The organism is Shewanella sp. N2AIL (assembly GCF_022690845.1).
In the GTDB taxonomy this organism is placed as follows: Bacteria; Pseudomonadota; Gammaproteobacteria; order Enterobacterales; family Shewanellaceae; genus Shewanella; species Shewanella baltica.
Genome location: NZ_JALBYT010000006.1, coordinates 46,924 through 65,258, shown reverse-complemented (window position 1 = coordinate 65,258; position 18,335 = coordinate 46,924). Strand labels below are relative to the sequence as shown.

The 18,335-nt window shown below is 47.5% G+C and carries 14 protein-coding genes; 9 read left to right on the top strand and 5 right to left on the bottom strand.

Features of this window, described 5'->3' with window-relative positions; all coding sequences use genetic code 11:
• Positions 1 to 274 precede the first annotated feature (274 nt).
• The 9 genes from MO387_RS05640 (at position 275) to gabT (ending at position 11,516) form a co-directional block, all read left to right on the top strand.
• Positions 275 to 1,036 (top strand): gamma-glutamyl-gamma-aminobutyrate hydrolase family protein, encoded by a 762-nt coding sequence (locus tag MO387_RS05640; RefSeq protein ID WP_006085017.1) that lies wholly within the window; start codon positions 275 to 277, stop codon positions 1,034 to 1,036.
• A gap of 2 nt (positions 1,037 to 1,038) precedes the next feature.
• On the top strand, positions 1,039 to 2,394 hold the full coding sequence (locus MO387_RS05635; protein ID WP_006080696.1) for a glutamine synthetase family protein: 1,356 nt from the start codon (positions 1,039 to 1,041) through the stop codon (positions 2,392 to 2,394).
• Between the two features lie 601 nt (positions 2,395 to 2,995).
• A complete protein-coding gene (locus tag MO387_RS05630; protein WP_006080697.1) occupies positions 2,996 to 4,096 on the top strand; it encodes a polyamine ABC transporter substrate-binding protein in 1,101 nt (366 codons plus the stop codon).
• 178 nt (positions 4,097 to 4,274) lie between these two features.
• Positions 4,275 to 5,411 carry a polyamine ABC transporter ATP-binding protein gene (gene potA / locus MO387_RS05625; RefSeq protein WP_006080699.1) on the top strand — a complete coding sequence of 379 codons (1,137 nt, stop codon included), beginning with the start codon at positions 4,275 to 4,277 and terminating at the stop codon, positions 5,409 to 5,411.
• Positions 5,408 to 6,313: an ABC transporter permease subunit gene (locus tag MO387_RS05620; protein ID WP_006080701.1), complete on the top strand. Its 906-nt coding sequence runs from the start codon at positions 5,408 to 5,410 to the stop codon at positions 6,311 to 6,313. Before potA ends, MO387_RS05620 begins: the two co-directional genes overlap by 4 nt.
• A complete protein-coding gene (locus tag MO387_RS05615) occupies positions 6,310 to 7,125 on the top strand; it encodes an ABC transporter permease subunit (RefSeq protein WP_006080702.1) in 816 nt (271 codons plus the stop codon). Before MO387_RS05620 ends, MO387_RS05615 begins: the two co-directional genes overlap by 4 nt.
• 285 nt (positions 7,126 to 7,410) lie before the next feature.
• Positions 7,411 to 8,697, top strand: a complete 1,287-nt coding sequence (locus tag MO387_RS05610) for an FAD-binding oxidoreductase (protein WP_107946782.1) — start codon at positions 7,411 to 7,413, stop codon at positions 8,695 to 8,697.
• Between the two features lie 60 nt (positions 8,698 to 8,757).
• A complete protein-coding gene (gene gabD, locus MO387_RS05605) occupies positions 8,758 to 10,206 on the top strand; it encodes an NADP-dependent succinate-semialdehyde dehydrogenase (RefSeq protein ID WP_107946783.1) in 1,449 nt (482 codons plus the stop codon).
• Between the two features lie 32 nt (positions 10,207 to 10,238).
• Positions 10,239 to 11,516, top strand: coding sequence for a 4-aminobutyrate--2-oxoglutarate transaminase (gene gabT / locus MO387_RS05600; protein ID WP_011846118.1), 1,278 nt, complete (start codon positions 10,239 to 10,241; stop codon positions 11,514 to 11,516).
• Between the two features lie 127 nt (positions 11,517 to 11,643).
• Here gabT and MO387_RS05595 read toward each other — a convergent pair whose 3' ends face one another.
• The 5 genes from MO387_RS05595 to MO387_RS05575 form a co-directional block, all read right to left on the bottom strand.
• Entirely contained in the window at positions 11,644 to 12,651 is a 1,008-nt protein-coding gene (locus tag MO387_RS05595) for an LLM class flavin-dependent oxidoreductase (RefSeq protein WP_011846119.1), read from the bottom strand.
• A 533-nt stretch (positions 12,652 to 13,184) separates the two neighbouring features.
• Positions 13,185 to 14,738 carry a peptide MFS transporter gene (locus tag MO387_RS05590; RefSeq protein WP_006085023.1) on the bottom strand — a complete coding sequence of 518 codons (1,554 nt, stop codon included), beginning with the start codon at positions 14,736 to 14,738 and terminating at the stop codon, positions 13,185 to 13,187.
• A gap of 241 nt (positions 14,739 to 14,979) precedes the next feature.
• Positions 14,980 to 15,768, bottom strand: a complete 789-nt coding sequence (locus MO387_RS05585) for a DUF6445 family protein (protein WP_107946784.1) — start codon at positions 15,766 to 15,768, stop codon at positions 14,980 to 14,982.
• A gap of 9 nt (positions 15,769 to 15,777) precedes the next feature.
• Complete coding sequence (locus MO387_RS05580) at positions 15,778 to 17,289, bottom strand: tryptophan halogenase family protein (protein ID WP_107946785.1); 1,512 nt, start codon at positions 17,287 to 17,289, stop codon at positions 15,778 to 15,780.
• A gap of 20 nt (positions 17,290 to 17,309) precedes the next feature.
• Entirely contained in the window at positions 17,310 to 18,329 is a 1,020-nt protein-coding gene (locus MO387_RS05575; protein ID WP_107946786.1) for a cupin-like domain-containing protein, read from the bottom strand.
• Positions 18,330 to 18,335: the final 6 nt, after the last annotated feature.

Sequence of the window (18,335 nt, the reverse complement as noted above, 5' to 3'; positions counted from 1 at the left end):
CAAATTTAGCTCGAATACGGTTTAATTTATGCTGCTAAAAGTGGGGTTTTTGCTAGCTGAAGCACTATTTTATTCACATGAAATAACATTAAATAACTAAAATATAGGTTTAACTACATGTTATTTATGCTTATTAAACACAAGTGGATGAAATAATCTTTAACAAGTGCTTAACCTCTTGCCTAGTATGAAATTTCGGTGTACTGTGTGAAAAAATGAACATTTAAAGACAAAGTGTTCGTTATGCTAGTAAAACGAATTCTAAAGGTGAGATATGTCAGCCGATTTGCCGCTCATAGGTGTTATTGCTTGTAATCAACAACTGGGTTCACATCCCTTTAATATTGTTGGTGAAAAATACCTTTTAGGTGTCGTGAATGGCGCGAAAGGCTGGCCGCTAGTGATCCCATCGTTAGGCGGCGATTTACCGATAGACGCGATTTTAGAACGTCTTGACGGTATTTTGTTTACTGGCTCTCCTTCTAATGTAGAACCCCATCTTTATGCAGGCCAACCGAGCGAGCTTGGTACACACCATGATCCTAAACGTGATGCGACGACTTTGCCGCTGATCCACGCCGCTATTGCTGCTGGGGTACCTGTATTAGGTATTTGTCGCGGTTTTCAAGAAATGAATGTGGCCTTTGGTGGCAGTTTGCACCAGAAGTTATATGAGGTGGGTGGCTTTATTGAACATAGAGAAGATAAAACCGCATCCTTAGATGTGCAATATGGGGCTTCTCACAGTATTACTGTTGAGCCCGGGGGGCTTATTTACGAGGCCTGGGGCCGTAACTCTGCAGAGGTCAACTCTGTGCATACTCAAGGCGTGGAGCGTCTGGGTGTTGGGTTGCGGCCAGAAGCTTATGCTCCAGATGGGTTAGTGGAGGCTTTCTCCGTAATAGGTACTAAAGAATTTGCCCTCGGTGTGCAATGGCATCCAGAGTGGAAGGTGAGCGAAAATCCGTTTTACCTCTCCCTTTTCAATGCCTTCGGTGATGCATGCCGGCGCAGGGCTACAACTCGAGTGAAATAATAATGAATAAGCTAATCGCTTTTTTAAAAGAACGAAAAATCACAGAAGTCGAATGTGTTATCAGTGACATGACTGGCATCGCCCGCGGCAAGATTGCACCAGTCGATAAGTTTCTCGATGAAAAAGGCATGCGTTTACCCGAAAGCGTGCTGTTACAAACCGTCACCGGCGATTTTGTGAATGAAGATGTTTACTACAGCTTGCTCGATGCTGCGGACATCGATTTTGTCTGTGTACCCGATGAAAACGCTGTTTTTATGTTGCCTTGGACCATCGAAGCCACGGCGCAGGTGATCCACGATTGCTACGACAGAATGGGTAATCCGATTGAGCTGTCACCACGTAACGTATTGAAAAAAGTCTTGTCTCTCTATGACGAACAGGGCTGGGAACCGGTTATCGCTCCTGAAATGGAGTTCTATTTGACCCGTCGTAGTGACGACCACGATTTACCCCTAAAGCCACCAATTGGCCGTTCAGGTCGACCCGAAGCGGGCCGCCAGTCTTTCTCTATCGATGCAGCCAACGAATACGATCCTATGTTTGAAGACATGTACGATTGGTGTGAGCTTCAAGGTTTAGATATCGATACCTTAATCCATGAAGATGGCCCTGCGCAGATGGAGATTAACTTCAGCCATGGCAATCCATTGTCCCTTGCTGATCAAGTGTTTATCTTTAAACGTACCTTGCGCGAAGCGGCACTGAAGCACGATGTTTGCGCTACCTTTATGGCCAAACCTGTGACTGACGAACCTGGTAGTGCAATGCACATTCACCAGAGTGTGATCAATAAAGAGACAGGCAAAAATATTTTCACCAATGAAGATGGCACTAAGAGCCAGTTATTCTTGGGGTATATTGCCGGTCTGCAAAAATTCATCCCTGAGTTGCTGCCGCTGATGGCACCCAATGCTAACTCTTTCCGTCGTTTCCTACCCGGCACTTCAGCGCCTGTGAACTTAGAGTGGGGCGATGAAAACCGCACCTGTGGATTACGTATTCCAGAGTCTTCACCACAAAACCGTCGTATCGAAAACCGTATTCCCGGCGCCGATGCTAACTGTTATTTGGCAATTGCCGCGAGCTTATTGTGTGGTTATATCGGCATGGTTGAGCAGCTAAAACCTTCGACGCCAGTGCAGGGTAAAGCCAACGAAAGCCGCAGTAACAACACCCATTGTTTGCCTTTAACCTTAGAAGAAGCGTTAGCGGCGATGGAAGAAAGTGATGCCTGTAAGCAGTATTTAGGTGAAGCCTTCACCACAGGTTTTGTGGCGGTGAAACAGGCCGAACTTGAAAACTTCCGCCGTGTGGTCAGCTCATGGGAACGTGAATTCCTATTGCTCACTGTGTAATGTTTTTGGATTGAGTGTACTGGCAGTGTCGCCGCGTTAACCCAAGGAAAACAGAGGTTAACATCGGTAATCACAAGACTGAGCTTTGCACTGTTTTAGTGAGATTGCACTCAACCGGTGCAACTCACTTGTTAAATAATCTGATGGTTTTTAATGGCTTGTTGATTAAAGTGATTATTCAATTCAGATGCGTGTCCGCTAGAGAAGTGAAATATGCCTAACTGTTTTAAGTCGCTCGTTTGATAGAGTCGCTAACTAATTGTTAGTCATATTTAAAATGTGTTTTATCTTAGTGGTTTTTGCGATTACTTAGGGACTTGAGGCATTTGCCTTAATGTTGCAATATGTACAAGCAGTGTCATATCTAGTCTATTTTTTTGAGTGTTAATGCAATACCGATGCCTCGAAAATTTGGCACGAAACCTGATACTTAACAAATTGCAGCAAGATATAAAGGTGGCATGGAACTCATGCCGTAGAGACTGCCGATGCGGTTTGTAAGGTGTAGCATTGGTCGAAAATAACAACAATATCCGGATAGCCCGGTGACACAATGTCAGAATTTGCTAAAGCAATTCTGCTACCCGAGAAAGGAGAAAGCATGAAGCTATTTAATAAGATGACCACTCTAGCTCTGGTCACTGCGAGCGTATTAGCGAGCGCAGCGGCCCAAGCGGAAGAAGTGGTTCGCGTGTATAACTGGTCAGATTATATCGCGGAAGATACCTTAGACAACTTCAAGAAAGAAACGGGCATTCGGGTAATTTACGATGTGTTCGATAGTAACGAAGTGCTTGAGGCTAAATTACTGTCTGGTCGTAGTGGCTATGATATCGTTGTCCCTTCTAACCACTTTCTCGCTAAGCAAATCAAAGCGGGTGCTTTCAAACCTTTAGATCGCGCTAAGCTACCTAACTTCAAAAATTTAAATCCCGCCCTGATGAAGCTACTTGAGAAAGCCGATCCGGGTAACCAGTATGCAGTGCCTTATTTATGGGGAACCAATGGTATTGGTTACAACATAGATAAAGTGAAAGCGGCTGTGGGTGAAGATGCCCCATTCAACTCAATGGAACTGATCTTCAATCCTAAATATGCTGAAAAAATCTCTAAGTGTGGCTTTGCTATGCTGGACTCTGCCGACGATATGGTGCCCCAAGCACTGATTTATTTAGGTTTAGATCCTAACAGTTCCAACCCAAGCGATTATGAAAAAGCTGGTGAGTTACTGGAAAAAATCCGTCCTTACGTGACCTATTTCCACTCATCTCGCTATATTTCTGACTTAGCAAACGGTGACATTTGTGTGGCCTTTGGTTTCTCTGGCGACGTATTCCAAGCTAAAGCGCGTGCTGAAGAGGCGGGTAATGGCAATAAAATCGGTTACTCGATTCCAAAAGAAGGCGCCAACCTGTGGTTTGATATGTTAGCTATCCCAGCGGATTCGACTAACGCAGATAATGCACTGACGCTGATTAACTATTTCCTCCGTCCAGAAGTCATAGCGCCTATCTCTAACTATGTGGCCTATGCTAACCCGAACGATCCTGCACAACCTCTGGTTGATGAGGCTATACGCACCGATCCCGCGATTTATCCACCGCAAGAAGTGTTAGATAAACTTTATATTGGTGAAATCCGTCCTTTGAAAATCCAACGCGTATTAACCCGTGTTTGGACCAAAGTGAAGTCAGGACAATAGTCGATAAGGGGCAAGCCTAGCTTGCCCCTAGCTTGGCAGACTTGCTATGTCCAATCCTATGCATAGTTCATCCACGTATAGGATTTGACACAGTTTGGTTAACCTCTTTTCATTCATTAATCGTGTTGAACCCAGAGTTTGAGCGTATTGACGCATCATTTTCGGGTGGAGAAGTACTATGGCAATCACCTCGGGCGTCACCAATAAACCGACAACAAAGACGCAAGAAAAAGTACTGCTCAGGATTGAGCGGGTAAGCAAGTTATTCGATGACGTACGGGCTGTCGACGACGTGTCATTAACCATCAATAAAGGCGAAATCTTTGCTTTACTAGGCGGCTCTGGCTCGGGTAAGTCGACGTTATTGCGTATGTTAGCAGGGTTTGAAAAACCCACCTCTGGCCGTATTTTCCTCGATGGCGAAGACATTACCGATTTACCGCCATACGAACGTCCGATCAATATGATGTTCCAATCCTACGCTCTGTTTCCCCACATGACAGTGGCGCAAAACATTGCCTTTGGTTTGAAACAAGACAAGTTACCTAAGGCCGAAATTGAGCAGCGCGTACAAGATATGCTCAAGCTAGTACACATGGAGCAATACGGTAAACGTAAGCCGCATCAGTTATCCGGTGGTCAACGTCAGCGTGTAGCCTTGGCTCGTTCACTGGCAAAAAGGCCGAAATTATTACTGCTCGATGAGCCTATGGGCGCATTGGACAAAAAACTGCGTACCCAGATGCAACTCGAAGTGGTTGAAATTCTTGAGCGTGTCGGTGTGACATGCGTGATGGTGACCCACGATCAGGAAGAAGCCATGACAATGGCGGGGCGCATTTCCATTATGAGCGACGGTTGGATTGCCCAAACAGGCTCGCCAATGGATATTTACGAAAGCCCGAATAGCCGCATGATTGCCGAATTTATCGGTACAGTGAACTTGTTTGGTGGCGCGATTGAAGTGGATGAAGTCGACCATTTGATCATTAAACCTAATGAGTTGGCTCAATCTTTCTATGTCGGTTACGGGGTGTCGACCAACGTCGAAGACAAAAACGTGTGGTTAGCTGTGCGTCCTGAAAAGACCATTATTAGCCGCGAACAGCCTGAAGGTCAGTACAACTGGGCGAAAGGAATCGTACACGATATCGCGTATTTAGGCGGTATTTCAGTGTATTACATTCGTTTAGAGAATGGTCAAATTGTCCAGTGCAGTATGACTAACCGTGAACGCCGCGCCGATCATGCCACATGGGATGACGAAGTGTTCATCAGTTGGGAGGACACCAGTGGCGTGGTGTTGAGATCATGAAGATACCAACTAAATTAAAGTGGCTCAAAGGCCGTATTTGGACCATAGGGATACCCTATGCTTGGCTGTTATTGTTCTTCGCCTTGCCATTTGCGATTGTCCTTAAACTGAGTTTTTCGACGGCGGCGATTGCGATCCCGCCCTATGAAGCCACGTTCCAATATGCCGATGATGTGTTAAATATCTTCCTGCATTTTGGTAACTATTTGATGTTGCTTGATGATTCGCTGTATTACATGGCGTATCTCAGCTCATTGAAAATGGCGTTAATCTCGACTATCGGCTGTTTGATTATTGGCTATCCAATGGCCTATGCGATTGCCCGTGCGCCAGCGCGTTTGCAAACTGTATTGCTGCTGTTAGTCATGTTGCCTTCTTGGACCTCATTTTTAATCCGGGTTTACGCTTGGATGGGGATCTTAAGTAACACAGGGATCATCAACCATTCGCTGATGTGGCTGGGAATCATCTCTGAGCCGTTACAAATCCTCAATACCAATATTGCCGTGTATATCGGCATTATCTATGCGTATTTACCTTTTATGATTTTGCCCTTGTACGCCACCTTAGTGAAACTCGATATGAGTTTGATTGAAGCCGCGTCTGACTTAGGCTCAAGCCGTTTAAATACCTTCTGGAAAATCACTTTCCCGCTGTCAAAAAGCGGTGTGATTGCCGGTTCTATGTTGGTGTTTATTCCTGCCGTGGGTGAGTTTGTGATCCCTGAGTTACTCGGTGGTCCAGATTCCTTAATGATAGGTCGAGTCTTATGGCAAGAATTCTTCAATAACCGCGACTGGCCTGTGGCTTCGTCACTGGCGATTGTGATGTTGGGCTTATTGATTATTCCTATTACCTTATTCCATCGCTATCAGGCGCGTAGTTTGGAGAAAGACCTATGAAAAAGTTAAGTTTTTCTTCAGCGATGTTGTGGTTTGGTTTGTTCTTCCTTTATGCACCTATGTTAGTGCTGGTGATTTACTCCTTTAACGACTCTAAATTAGTGACGGTATGGGGCGGATTTTCACCTAAATGGTATGGCGAGTTATTTCAAGACCAACAGATTTTAGACGCAGTATGGACCAGCCTGCGGATAGCGTTTTATAGCTCAACTATGGCGGTGATTATTGGCACTATGGCGGCCTTTGTGATGACGCGCTTTAAGCGTTCATGGGCGAAGCTGACATTATCGAACATGATCACAGCACCACTAGTTATGCCAGAGGTGATCACAGGTCTGTCTTTGCTACTGCTATTTGTGCACATGGCCGACTTGTTTGGTTGGCCTAAAGAGCGCGGCATGTTAACTGTGTGGATTGCGCATTCGACCTTCTGCGCTGCCTATGTAGCTGTGGTTGTGTCGTCAAGATTGCGCGAGCTGGACATGTCTATCGAAGAAGCGGCAATGGACTTAGGGGCAACCCCGCTGAAGACCTTCTTCCTTATCACAGTGCCTATGATTTCGCCGGCGCTAGTGGCGGGTTGGTTGTTGTCATTCAGTTTGTCATTAGACGATTTAGTGATCGCAAGCTTTGCCTCTGGCCCAGGTGCGACGACGTTACCTATGGTGGTGTTCTCCTCGGTACGTTTAGGGGTTTCGCCTAAGATCAACGCCTTAGCGACGCTGATCATTCTGTGTGTTTCGTTAATCGCCTTCTTGTCTTGGTATATGGCAAGGCGGGCAGAGAAACGCGACCGCACACCGATGAACTAGTTAGCTTAATATAAGGTGGCTTTGGTATCGCCAAAGCCACCCTTGTTAATTGTCACCGCTCCCATCATCCGCTTCGCTTTGCAGGCCAGTTCTGCTACTCGACACCATTAATATGACATCGCTTAGCTTAAGTAGCATGACATCATTGAGCTTAAGATTATCGCGTGTTTGAAATATCAAACAAAATGTAAATTATTGCACTTTTCTGGCTAGTTTTTCGTTTTCTGAAGGTGTAGGATGTGATGGCTGTTTAAAATAATGAACATTAGAATTCAAGGGAACAACATGTCTGCCATAGCTCACGCTGGATCATATTATGCGGCATCGGCCAACGATAAGGTTGAACGTCCGCGTCTACAGGAATCGATTGAAGCCGATGTTTGTGTGATTGGCGCAGGTTATACAGGCCTTTCTGCCGCGCTGCATTTATTAGAATCTGGCTTTAGTGTGGTGGTGTTAGAAGCCGCTCGCATTGGCTGGGGCGCCTCGGGCCGTAATGGCGGACAAATCGTCAATAGTTTTAGCCGTGACATTGATACTATTGAAAAAACAGTCGGCAAAGAACAAGGTAAACTCTTTGGTCAAATGGCCTTTGAGGGCGGAAAAATCATTCGCGATCGGATTGCTAAGTACAACATTCAATGCGATCTCAAAGATGGCGGCGTGTTTGCTGCGATGAACGAAAAGCAAATGGGTCATCTGCGCCATCAAAAGCAACTGTGGGAAAGCCACGGTCATGTAAATCAGCTTGAACTCCTCGATGCCAAAGGCATTCGCGGTGTAGTAAATACTGAGCGCTATGTTGGTGGTCTACTCGATAAAAGCGGCGGCCATATTCACCCGCTTAACTTAGCTCTTGGCGAAGCGCGCGCGGTCGAATCCCTCGGTGGCAAGATTTATGAAGACTCAGCAGTACTGAGTGTCGATGAAGGCGATAACCCAGTTGTGCATACGGCGCAGGGCAGTGTTAAAGCCAAGTTTGTGGTCGTGGCGGGTAACGCTTATTTAGGCAAGTTATTACCAGAACTGCAGGCGAAATCTATGCCCTGCGGCACGCAAGTGATAACCACTGAGCCCTTGAGTGACGATCTAGCGGCGAGCTTATTACCGCAAGATTACTGCGTCGAAGACTGTAACTATCTGCTCGATTATTTCCGCCTGTCTGGCGACAAGCGGATGATTTACGGCGGCGGCGTGGTTTATGGCGCCCGCGATCCGGCGGATATCAAGTCGATCATTATTCCGAATATGCTCAAAACCTTCCCGCAATTAAAAGATGTGAAGATCGATTATGCCTGGACAGGTAACTTCCTACTGACGCTATCGCGCCTGCCACAGGTCGGTCGTATCGGTAAGAATATCTATTATTCACAGGGTTGCAGTGGCCACGGTGTCACTTATACCCATCTGGCAGGCAAGTTACTGGCCGAAATGCTCAATGGCCAAGCCACGCGCTTCGATGCCTTTGCCGCATTGCCACATTATCCCTTCCCCGGTGGTCACGCACTTCGCGTCCCTTTTAGTGCTATCGGAGCTTGGTATTACACTTTGAGAGACAAATTAGGTATCTAGTCTGTTTCATTTATTTTCATTCGAGGCAAGTGATTGCCTCACTAATGCGAGGACGTCCTTGTGTTGCTAAAAGATCCGAGTTTGCTACGTCAACAATGTTATATCAACGGCCAGTGGTGTGATGCCGAGTCGAAAGAGACTGTCGCCATCGCCAATCCTGCTACGGGCGCTGTGATTGCAAGCGTCCCTGTAATGGGGCAAGTCGAAACCCAAGCTGCGATAAAAGCGGCTGAAGCGGCGCTGCCAGCTTGGCGAGCACTCACAGCCAAAGAGCGCGGCGCTAAATTAAGACGCTGGTTTGAGTTACTCAATGAAAACAGTGATGACCTCGCGTTATTGATGACCACAGAACAGGGCAAACCGCTGGCGGAAGCCAAGGGTGAAGTGACCTACGCAGCGTCCTTTATCGAGTGGTTTGCCGAAGAGGCGAAACGTATCTATGGCGATACCATTCCCGGGCATCAAGGGGATAAACGCTTGATGGTGATTAAGCAGCCCGTTGGCGTAACGGCGGCGATTACGCCGTGGAACTTCCCTGCTGCGATGATCACTCGCAAAGCGGCTCCGGCTCTCGCCGCGGGTTGTACTATGGTGGTTAAGCCTGCGCCGCAAACGCCGTTTACCGCATTAGCCTTGGCCGAACTGGCCGAGCGTGCGGGCATTCCGGCAGGGGTGTTTAGCGTAGTGACGGGCGATGCCGTCGCGATTGGTAATGAAATGTGCAGCAACCCGATAGTGCGTAAGCTGTCGTTCACTGGCTCGACCAATGTCGGCATTAAGCTGATGGAGCAATGTGCGCCAACTCTTAAAAAATTATCTTTAGAATTAGGCGGTAATGCGCCATTTATCGTGTTTAACGATGCCAATATCGATGCCGCTGTCGAAGGCGCCATGATCGCTAAGTACCGTAATGCCGGCCAAACCTGCGTCTGCGCTAACCGTATATATGTACAAGATGGCGTATACGATGAATTCGCCTTAAAACTCAGCACTGCTGTGGGCAAGCTCAAAGTCGGAGAGGGCATCAAGGAGGGCATCACAACGGGCCCGCTGATCAATGCCGCTGCGGTCGAAAAAGTGCAAAGTCACCTTGTCGATGCCATTGCCAAAGGCGCATCAGTGGTCGCTGGCGGCAAAGTCCATGACCTTGGCGGTAATTTCTTCGAGCCAACCGTGCTTACTAACGTTGATAAAAGCATGCTCGTTGCCCGCGAAGAAACCTTTGGTCCACTCGCGCCGTTGTTTAAATTCAGCGATGTCGACGATGTGATTAAACAGGCTAACGATACTGAATTTGGCCTTGCCGCTTATTTCTATGGCCGCGATATTTCGCTGGTGTGGAAAGTTGCCGAAGCCTTGGAATACGGCATGGTTGGGGTCAACACTGGCTTGATTTCGACGGAAGTCGCACCCTTTGGCGGGATGAAATCCTCTGGACTGGGCCGTGAAGGTTCTAAGTACGGCATCGAAGAATATTTAGAAATGAAGTACATCTGCATGTCCGTTTAATACGGTCCGATTTGGCGTGTGAGGAACACTAAATGACAACAACCAATGATTCATTGATGGCACGTCGCCAAGCCGCAGTTGCGGGTGGTGTCGGGCAAATTCACCCAATCTTTACCGCGCGCGCCGAAAATGCGACCGTGTGGGATGTTGAAGGGCGCGAGTTTATCGATTTTGCGGGCGGCATTGCTGTGCTTAATACCGGTCATCTTCACCCTAAAGTGAAGGCAGCGGTTGCGGCTCAGCTGGATAATTTCTCCCACACTTGTTTTATGGTGCTCGGTTACGAGAGCTATATCCAAGTGTGTGAAAAGCTCAATCAATTGGTGCCAGGGGATTTTGCCAAGAAGACAGCATTATTCACTAGTGGTTCAGAAGCGGTTGAAAACGCAGTTAAAGTGGCGCGTGCCTATACCAAACGTGCTGGCGTGATTGCGTTTACGTCTGGCTACCATGGTCGCACTATCGCAGCCTTAGCACTGACCGGTAAAGTCGCGCCTTACAGTAAAGGTATGGGGCTGATGTCGGCAAATGTGTTCCGCGCCGAGTTCCCGTGCGAGATGCACGGCGTGTCCGATGATGATGCTATGGCTTCGATTGAACGTATCTTTAAAAATGATGCCGAGCCAAGTGATATTGCCGCCATTATTTTAGAGCCAGTGCAGGGCGAGGGTGGTTTCTACGCTGCATCACCTGCCTTTATGCAGCGGTTGCGCGCATTATGCGATCGTGAGGGCATTATGCTGATCGCCGATGAAGTGCAAACGGGGGCTGGCCGTACTGGCACTTTCTTTGCCATGGAGCAAATGGGCGTGAGTGCAGATATCACTACTTTTGCTAAATCTATCGCGGGTGGTTTCCCACTTTCTGGCATTACTGGCCGCGCGCAAGTGATGGATGCCATTGGTCCGGGTGGTCTTGGCGGTACGTATGGTGGCAGCCCGTTAGCGTGCGCGGCAGCGCTTGCTGTTATTGAAGTGTTTGAAGAAGAAAAGCTGTTAGACCGCGCCAATACCATAGGTGAGCGCATTAAGTCTGCATTGAATGTGATGCAAGTTGAACATGCCCAAATCGCCGATGTGCGTGGTTTAGGCGCGATGATCGCTATTGAATTGATGGAAGATGGCAAACCTGCGCCGCATTATTGCGCGCAAGTGTTGGCTGATGCCCGTGACCGTGGATTGATTTTATTATCCTGCGGCACTTACGGTAATGTGCTGCGTATTTTGGTGCCATTAACCGCGCCGGATGCACAAATTGATGCAGGCCTTGGTATCCTCAAAGCCAGCTTCGATGCCGTACTTAAAAGCTAATATTGCTTTGATATAAAGCTGTTTTAGATGATAGTTTTACATAATACAAATCCCGCTTCGGCGGGATTTTTTATGGAAGTTGTTTTGACTGTCGATGACTTTCAGCACCAGTCAGTTTACTGAATCGCTACTGTTTAATCTCCATTAGGATCTGCAGCGCTTTTTTGCGTTTATCAAGATCGTACAAGTCGTTGGTGAAGATAAACTCATTCACGCCAAGTTCTTTGACGATCATTTCCAAACGATGCTTAATCGTCGCTGGGCCGCCAATGACAGATAAACCTAAGAAATTATCGACATAGGTTTCTTCTTGCGCACTCCATAAGCCATCCATCGTTTCAACCGGAGGTTTTAACCATAACTCGTGACCACGGATAAGCGCCAGTACGCGCTGTTTCGAGGTCGTGCCCAGAAATTGCGCTTCTTCATCAGTGTCGGCAGCAACGAGCGGCAAACCTAACATCACATAGGGCTTATCAAGCACTTGAGAAGGTTTAAAGTCGCGGCGATAGATTTCAATCGCATCGTAGAGAAAACGGGGTGCAAAGTGGCCCGCAAACACATAGGGCAAACCGCGCTGCGCCGCTAACTGTGCGCTAAAGAGACTCGAGCCCAATAACCAAATCGGCACATTGGTGCCTTCTCCAGGAATCGCTCGCACCGCATGGCGACCATTGTAAGGGCCGAGTAAGGTTTGTAATTCACTGACTTCTTCAGGGAATTGTTCGGCGCGACTGGTATCGCGGTTCAGTGCTCGGCTGGTAACTTGATCGCTGCCCGGTGCGCGTCCCAGTCCTAAATCGATGCGACCAGGATAGAGACTTTCAAGGGTACCGAACTGTTCGGCAACCACTAACGGCGCATGGTTTGGCAGCATAATGCCACCCGCGCCGACGCGAATACGCTGCGTATTGCCAGCAATATAACCAATTAATACTGAAGTCGCCGCGCTGGCGATACCGGGCATATTGTGGTGTTCGGCAAACCAAAAACGATTAAAGCCGAGGCGATCGGCTTCCTTGGCATACTGCAAACTGTTGTGCAGCGTTTCACCCACAGTCGAACCTTGGCGCATGGGCGCGAGTTCCAATAGCGAGAAGGGAATATCGGCCAATATTGATGTCTGTTGTGACATAGTGTCTCCAAGTGACTGCCGTCTTTTGCTAGCGAAAACATTCGGCGCTAACAGTGTTAGTCGCATTGCTAGTGGCATTGTTAGGCGCATAGCGAAGAACAAGCGTTAACGGCTCAGTCTTGATGAATAAAAAGGTATTCAGTGATATTGATATGGGGCTAAGTACTGTGCTTCTCAAGCTTGAACGGCTAACTCTTTTCCCCATTCGTTATTTCATTAGTCATGTCAATTTGAGTTTGCACTTGAGCAGCGCTATTAAACCAGATGCGTCCGAGTCCATACTTGCTTTGTAACAAATCGAGACGGTGAAGTCATCCCAGCGTGAGGGACGATAATGTGGAACTGAAGATCTTATTCTCAGCAACTCAGCGCTAGGGCTGTCACTGTGGGATTGGGTGACGTTTGCTACAGTTCATTTGGTTATGAGTTGCAACACAAGGATATAACTAAGTGAATTAATAAAAAACTGCCGATAGCAGGGCTATCGGCAGTTGATGTTATGCAATAGATAAATCGCTATTGTCAGTCGAGCATTATTGCTCGGCTTTTACATCACGTAGCGATGCCGCAGCACTTTCATTCTCAGTATTATTATGTGAATGGTGAGTCTCAGTCAGGCGACGCATTAGGGGTAATACCGCAAGGGCGATAAAGGTACAGACCACAGCCGCGATACCCAACTTATTAAATAGGCTGGTGTATACGGGCAAGGTTTGCAGTGGATCGACTAAATCTTTTGGCACACTGGCGAAGTTAGCGACCACACCGCCCAGATACTGTGAAATACCTGAGGCGACGAAATAGGCGCCCATCATAAAGCCGCCCATACGCGCAGGCACGTAGCGGGCAATCATGGCAAGACCAAGACCACTCACCAGCAATTCGCCTAAAGAGTAAGAGGCATAGCCCCAGATCATGATCCATGAAGAGGTTTTACCGTTGACGGCGAATTGTCCGGCAAAGCCATAGATAAAGAAGCCGATAGCCACGACGGCAAAACCGAGGGCAAATTTCGCCGCAATAGAGAAGTCTTTATCATTACGACCCGCCCACGAATAACTCCAAGCCAAGATTGGACTTAACACCATAATCCATAATGGATTTAATGCTTGGAACTGGGCCGGTGACCAAGTCCACAAATGGGTACCAAAGATTTGGAAATCCCAGTCCACGTTACGCAGGGCAAACAGCGCCAATGACGTCGACATTTGTTGATAGAAGATAAAGAAGAACACGGTTTGCACTGTGAGGATCAGCGCCGCAATCAGTCCCGCTCGTTCACTGGTTTCACTGGTGCGGATCAAGTGGAAGAAAATGGCCAATACCGCTACGCCTGCGGCGTAAACAAAGACACGGGCAACCGCTTCATATTCTAGAATAATGGCCGAAGCGACTACTGACAACGCGGCCAGAGCTAATACTATCGCGAGGCTTTTCTTGTTTACTGGGCGAGTATCAGGCTCAGAACCATAATGGACTAAACTCTTACGCATAAGTGCATAGTTGCCTAACCCCACCAATATGCCGACACAACACACGGCAAAGGCGGCATGCCAGCCAAACTCGTTGCCATACTGGGCGTTGACATAATCTTTAATCCAAGGCGTCAGCAACATAGAGAAGGTCGAGCCGACGTTGACCGCCATATAATAGATGGTAAACGCACTGTCGATTTTAGAATCGTCACCTTCGTAAATTTTACGAACTAAGTTACCCGCATTCGGTTTGAACAGGCCGTTACCGACCACAATCACGCCGAGCGCTGAAAACATAAACCACGTATTTTCAGTGGGTACGGCCATCAGCGCATAACCCAGAGACAAAATCCCCGCGCCGAGCAGCATAGTGCGTTTAGTGCCGAGGATTTTATCCCCAACCCAACCACCAATCGCCGGTGATACATAAATGAGCGCCGCACAGGCACTCCATACTAAGTTTGCACGTGAGTCATCAAAGCCAAGGCGCTGCACCATAAAGTACACAATCAGCGCTTGCATGCCGTAATAACCAAAGCGTTCCCATAATTCGATAAGAGACACAGTCATAAATGAATGTGTTTTACTTACCGGAGCAGTCCCAATAGTCATATCGCTTGCTTCCAACATTGTTGTTTTAATATTTGAGCTCAAAAGTATAAGGCGATAACCCAAGCAAACCAATGGCAGAGACTGGCAAAACAGACTTTGTTACAAATGAATTGATGAATTTTAATGTGTGTTTAAGGCTTTGGGCGGTGTTAACAACGATTTTGGGGACGTCAATAAACCCAGCTAAACCTAAAGTCGTCAGCATCAGTAACAGTGATATAACGCTTTGCGAATCGCTGCGTTAGCGGACTGAGGGTTTAAACTCGATAAAAATATTGCTCGTTAGCCGGCCTGTTCTTGGGTTGGCATCAATATCGGTTTGTGGGTTCACTAAGGTGGAATGCAGCAAATTACCGGGATAAATCACTAAACGATTCGGGCGATACTCGACTTGATGATAAATCTCATAATGACTGTCGCTTTCAACACAATAGCCCGACGGATGGCGAGTAATGTCATCGACTAAAGGTTGAGCCGACTTAAAGTAGTCTGGCATACGCTCTTCATTTATCCGCTCAAAGCCCGTCGGAATATGGCGGAAAAATGCCGTATTGCCATGGGGGCCGTCGTTTAAATAGTGCAACAGCGCGAAATAGTGCGGTGATGGAGTATCAAAATGCGGCAGGCATTGCAGCGGTTTAAGCTCACACGCGGGGGTACTGATCAGCGAGAAATACAATGCCTGTAATTTGATGCTTAAACTCGAAGGGAGTTGGTACACATCATAAATCAGTTGGTACACAAGATTGAGTACATCGGTGACATAGGCCTGTGGCAAGGGAGCACGCACGCCGGGGTAAAAAGACCCGTTATCGGCAGAAAAGTGCGCTTGGGTGTAAGCGCACTGGCGTATTGGGAGCAGATCCGCCGCAACATCATCGATAATAATCAAGGGCGTCTTTTCATTGCCAAGATAAACTAGCTGAGGCGTGAGCTTGACTGTCTGTGACTTAATTGTCTGTGGCTTAGTTACCTGTTGCTTAGTTGCCTGTGACTTATTCGTATCAGCGTTGCGATCTATGGTTTGCATCCCTGTCCCTCACATAGCCATAGGTTTAGTGTTGGTCAAAACCTCAGCAGGGCAATAGTGCTGAATAAAATCGAGGTGGGCGGGTAGGCTTTCTACCTTACGCTTAACGGTTGATTTAATGTTGTTTAAGAAGGCTTCGAGTTCAGGCTCTTCCATCACATCGACTATCGGGTGATAGTGTTTTGGCATTATGCCTTGGCCCATCATCACTTGGATCCATGAGCTTTCGCCAAAGAGTTCACTACCGTATTTATAGACTTTGCCGCTGTCGGCAAACATTTCGATTCGATGTTTGAGCGACGCTGGAATGTCCATATTTTTGCAATAACGCCAGAAACGGCTGTCTTCGCGTTCCGTGGCCTTGTAATGCAAGATAATAAAGTCGCGTATATTGTCCATTTCGAGTTTAGTTTGTTGATTAAACTCATCAATATCGGATTGCACTATGCCCGCCGACGGGAATAGTTGCATCAATCTGATAATACTACGTTGGATTAAATGAATGCTGGTGGATTCCAGTGGCTCTAAAAATCCGCCGGACAGCCCGACGGCAACACAGTTTTTATGCCAATGCAGGCGACGGGTGCCGGTTTTAAACTTAATGACCCTAGGCTTATTCAGCGGCTCCCCTTCAAGATTAGCGAGGAGCAACTCAGTTGCATCCTCATCTGAGATAAATTTACTGCAAAAGACCAGGCCATTGCCCGTGCGATTTTGCAGTGGAATACGCCACTGCCAACCCGAGTCGCGGGCAATCGAGCGAGTATAAGGAATAGGGGCACCCACTGACTGCGTTTGCACCGCAATCGCACTGTCGCAGGGGAGATAATGACTCCAATCCTCAAAACCAGTATTAAGCGTTTGCTCGATCAGCAGTGCGCGAAAGCCTGTGCAATCGATAAACAAATCCCCTTCGATTGTTTCGTCATTCTCTAAGACGAGCGCTTTGATATTGCCGCTATCATGATGCTGTAATACCTGTTTTATTTTTCCTTCAATACGGTGAATGCCGTGTTGTTCGGCCATTTTTCGAAGGTACTTGGCATAGAGACTGGCGTCCATGTGGTAAGCATGGTTGTAATCTTGGTTTGGCAATACGGCAAAGCGTCCTTGGCGGGCGGCGAGATGTTCGGCGCAGTAGTCACCAATTTCACTCACCATGCCAAGCAGCTTACCTTTCAACCAAAAGTGTTGAAAACCACAGGCCCAGCAATCTTTACCTAAAAAACCAAAGGAATGCAGGTAGTTTTTATTGATATTCTGCCAATTTTCAAAGGAGATCCCGAGTTTAAAAGTCGCATTTGTCGCAGCCATGACCTCTTGTTCTTTGAGGCCGAGTAATCGATGGAAAATGTGTAATGTGGGGATTGTCGCTTCGCCCACGCCGACCGTACCAATTTCATCAGATTCGACCAGCACTATATCCAAGTGTTTGCCCATCAACTTAGTGAGCGCCGCAGCTGCCATCCATCCGGCTGTTCCGCCACCCGCTATCACGACTCTTTTTATGGCTGTTGTCATCGTTTATATCCTCAACTGGGCTAACGTTTGAGCTTATTGGTTAAATCTGCCCGCAATTTTCGGGCGTTGATTTCATCGAGTGGGGTGGTCAGCATGCCTTGGGCTGCACTAGGAATATGCTCTAGATCGCCATCTTCATGGTCAAAAATATAGTGATCGAACAGGGCTTTCCACGCCTGACGCTGCGCCTTGGGTAAGGAGCGTAAACTTAACATCGCATGCAGTAACGCATTATTGGGGCGACCAAGATAACTGGGCGTATCTCGCCACCAATGGGTAATGAGAACATTAAAGTCATCCATTCCGCGCACATGGTGCCACCACATACTGGGGATGAATAACACATCACCGGGTTCCAGTGCGGCGACCTGCGCGGCTTCCATCGCCTTGGCAAATTTAGGAAAGCGGTCAAAATCGGGATTATCCATATCGACTAAGCTAATGTCTTGGCCGCCCGGGGCAAACTCCATTGGGCCAATATACAGATTGCTGATTTGCTCCGGCGGAAACAGGGTAAAAGTGCGTCTACCGACGACATTGCAGGCTAAGTTGTGGGGAAAGTCGAAATGCGCAGCGATACGAGTTTGATTGCCAAGCCAGATATTGGTGAGCGGTGACAAAGGCGCAAGATTAAAACTATTATCGGCGCCAAGTCCAGGTAAGCACTGATTAATATTGGTTGAGCCCATATAAATACTGGCGGCTTGCGGCGCAGTGAGCTGCGTGAAGATTTGCCGCAAATCTAACTTACCCGCCTGATAATTAAACCCATCTAAAGTGTCGTTATAAAATACGCGGCCTTGATGTTCAGGCGCTAGATAATAGGCGGTGACGGGCATGCCTTGGTAAAACTGGGCCAGATACTTCATCGCGCTATCGCTGGACTCAAGCCCTGCTTTCACTAAAGGCCAGTTTACGCAAAGTCCTTTAAATACCAAAGGCTGCTCAGCATCTTTAATCAGCGCGAGCATCTGCTCGGTTGAGCCGTTTTCAAGGTGTTTGACGACATTAGTTTTAGGTTTAATCACATCAAGACTCATGGCTGC

What these genes read in the sequence shown, in the direction of transcription:
- MO387_RS05640 (WP_006085017.1), top strand. Translation starts at nt 275, where the DNA reads ATGTCAGCCGATTTGCCGCTCATAGGTGTTATTGCTTGTAATCAACAA.
- MO387_RS05635 (WP_006080696.1), top strand. Translation starts at nt 1,039, where the DNA reads ATGAATAAGCTAATCGCTTTTTTAAAAGAACGAAAAATCACAGAAGTC.
- MO387_RS05630 (WP_006080697.1), top strand. Translation starts at nt 2,996, where the DNA reads ATGAAGCTATTTAATAAGATGACCACTCTAGCTCTGGTCACTGCGAGC.
- potA (WP_006080699.1), top strand. Translation starts at nt 4,275, where the DNA reads ATGGCAATCACCTCGGGCGTCACCAATAAACCGACAACAAAGACGCAA.
- MO387_RS05620 (WP_006080701.1), top strand. Translation starts at nt 5,408, where the DNA reads ATGAAGATACCAACTAAATTAAAGTGGCTCAAAGGCCGTATTTGGACC.
- MO387_RS05615 (WP_006080702.1), top strand. Translation starts at nt 6,310, where the DNA reads ATGAAAAAGTTAAGTTTTTCTTCAGCGATGTTGTGGTTTGGTTTGTTC.
- MO387_RS05610 (WP_107946782.1), top strand. Translation starts at nt 7,411, where the DNA reads ATGTCTGCCATAGCTCACGCTGGATCATATTATGCGGCATCGGCCAAC.
- gabT (WP_011846118.1), top strand. Translation starts at nt 10,239, where the DNA reads ATGACAACAACCAATGATTCATTGATGGCACGTCGCCAAGCCGCAGTT.
- MO387_RS05595 (WP_011846119.1), bottom strand. Translation starts at nt 12,651, where the DNA reads ATGTCACAACAGACATCAATATTGGCCGATATTCCCTTCTCGCTATTG.
- MO387_RS05590 (WP_006085023.1), bottom strand. Translation starts at nt 14,738, where the DNA reads ATGACTATTGGGACTGCTCCGGTAAGTAAAACACATTCATTTATGACT.
- MO387_RS05585 (WP_107946784.1), bottom strand. Translation starts at nt 15,768, where the DNA reads ATGCAAACCATAGATCGCAACGCTGATACGAATAAGTCACAGGCAACT.
- MO387_RS05580 (WP_107946785.1), bottom strand. Translation starts at nt 17,289, where the DNA reads ATGACAACAGCCATAAAAAGAGTCGTGATAGCGGGTGGCGGAACAGCC.
- MO387_RS05575 (WP_107946786.1), bottom strand. Translation starts at nt 18,329, where the DNA reads ATGAGTCTTGATGTGATTAAACCTAAAACTAATGTCGTCAAACACCTT.